The organism is Micromonospora sp. M51 (assembly GCF_018070305.1).
Taxonomy (GTDB): domain Bacteria; phylum Actinomycetota; class Actinomycetes; order Mycobacteriales; family Micromonosporaceae; genus Micromonospora; species Micromonospora parva.
In genome coordinates, this window is record NZ_JAGPXZ010000961.1 from 1 (window position 1) to 1997 (window position 1997).

3 protein-coding genes and 1 pseudogene are annotated in these 1997 nt (G+C 70.0%); 2 read left to right on the forward strand and 2 right to left on the reverse strand.

Annotated elements, in window-relative coordinates; all coding sequences use genetic code 11:
- Positions 1 to 481, forward strand: a 481-nt coding sequence (locus KBX53_RS31250) for a uridylate kinase (protein ID WP_210863342.1), incomplete at its 5' end; no start/stop codon positions are given.
- Positions 482 to 492: 11 nt separating this feature from the next.
- Here the strand turns inward: KBX53_RS31250 and KBX53_RS31255 are convergent.
- Together KBX53_RS31255 and KBX53_RS31260 are read right to left on the reverse strand one after the other, a co-directional pair.
- On the reverse strand, positions 493 to 924 hold the full coding sequence (locus KBX53_RS31255) for a hypothetical protein (RefSeq protein ID WP_210863344.1): 432 nt from the start codon (positions 922 to 924) through the stop codon (positions 493 to 495).
- Between the two features lie 119 nt (positions 925 to 1043).
- Positions 1044 to 1664: a dihydrofolate reductase family protein gene (locus KBX53_RS31260; protein ID WP_210863346.1), complete on the reverse strand. Its 621-nt coding sequence runs from the start codon at positions 1662 to 1664 to the stop codon at positions 1044 to 1046.
- Positions 1665 to 1813: 149 nt separating this feature from the next.
- Between KBX53_RS31260 and KBX53_RS31265 the strand changes: the two are divergent.
- Positions 1814 to 1997, forward strand: a pseudogene (locus KBX53_RS31265) (hypothetical protein); the annotation flags it as partial.

The window sequence follows — 1997 nt, forward strand, 5'->3', positions numbered from 1 at the left end:
GTACTCGGCCGAAGGCTGCTACCACGACACCCACGACAACGACGCGCTGAAAAGGGTCCTGCTCGACCCGCTCGGGCCGGGCGGAGATCGGCGCTTCCAACACGCGGTCTACGAGCGCGCCGCGGACGCTGTGCTGTCCCCGCCGGTCACGACCGCCCCACCCGACGCCGTGCTCGTCTTCGACGGCGTCTTCCTCCTGCGCCCGGAGTTGGTCGACCGGTGGGACCTGCGCATCTTCGTGTCCACGGCACTGGAGAAGACAGTGGATCGTGCCGTCATCCGGGAGTACCGGGTGTCACCTCGGGCCGACGTCGAACGACGCTGGCGCGAGCGTTACATCCCTTCTCAGCAGCTCTACTTCGCTACGGCCCGCCCGACCCAGCACGCCGACATCGTCGTGCACAACGACGAGCCGCAGCGACCGGTCTGGGAGACCGCCCGCCGAGAAGATCCGTTCACCGAAACCCCGGGCGGCCGGTGAGAGAGTCGCGGCTACGAGTGATCCGGGGCCGGGTGCTCCACGTAGTCGCCAAACGGCTCGACGGACCCATCCCACCCGTTCCCACCTCGCTGGGTCACCTGCCCGTCCGCGTAGGTGTACGACCAGCGGGCCCCGTCCTCACCCTCGATCTCCACGGTGCCCTCGCTAACGAACGGCGCAATCGCGACGTAGAAGGCGGTCGCCCGGTCCGACCACTTGGGATCGCCCTCGTCGTCGTGCCCGAACTCGATCCAGTCCGCGTCGCGGACGATGGAGGCGCGGGCCGCCTCCGCGAGGTCGACCAGCGTGCCATCGGACGGAAACCCGTCCGGCCCGTACCAGTCACCTCGTTCAGCCAGCGCGGCCTGGACGGCGATGGCCGCGGCGGCGTCCTCCGACTCCGGGAGGTGCAGACGGCCTGACGGTGACACTGTGTATCCCACGGCGGGCACCCTACAACGGTCGATGCACACCACGCCGCAGGCGTTCGCTGCCGTCGATGCGACTGACGCGCCTGCCACCGTCACCACCCCCGGAGCAATTCACGCGGTGGCGCAACGCCTCACTGCAGCACGCGGTAGGTCACGTGCAGCACCGAACTCGCCGCCCGCGCCGTCACCTGTTCGAGGTTCAGTGGCGGAACACCCTCGAACAGCCGTACGCCGGCGCCGAGGGTGAGCGGCACGATGTGCAGCCGCAGCTCGTCGACCAGACCGGCGGCGAGGTACTGGTTGATGGTGGTCGAGCCGCCGTGGATCAGGACGTCGCCGTCGCCGGCCGCCGCGCGCGCCTGCGCGAGCGCCGACTCGATCCCGTCCGTGACGAAGTGGAAGGTGGTGCCGCCCTCCATCGGCTGCGGCTCACGCGCGTGATGGGTGAGTACGAACACCGGCTTGTGGAACGGCGGATCGTCACCCCACCAGCCGTTCCACTGCCGGTCCCACGCGCCGCGCACCGGGCCGAACATGTTGCGCCCCATGATGACCGCTGAGGCGGCTGTGGTCTGGTCGAGTTCGGCCCGGTTCTCGTCGGCGGCGTCGAACATCCAGGAGTGCAGCCCCGCGCCCCAGCCGTCACCGCCGTCGTCGCCGAACGGGCGTTCCTCGGTCTGGTTGTGACCGGCCGAGTACCCGTCGGCGGAGATGGTCTGGTCGGCGATCACCTTGCCGCTGCGTGTGGTCACTGCGCTCTCCATCGACGAGTCAGGGTCGAGAGGTCAGCCTACGACCGACGCCCGGCTCCGGCCGTGCGCGCTGCCCGGCTCGACAGCGGATCGTGTCCAGTGCGCGACGAACAGACCGAGCTCGCTGGGCTCAGGAATAGCCTGACCTGGTGATCTCAATGGCTGGCACTGGCGTGCGCGTCAGGCTGCTCGGGCCGGTGGAGGTGGTCGTCGCCGGCAGTCCGCAGGCGGTGACCGGCCTGCGCCGCCAGGCGGGGCTGGCGACGTTGGCGCTGCACGTGTGCCGGGTGGGCAGCGGCGACCGGCTCATCGATGTGGGCTGGGGCGACCACC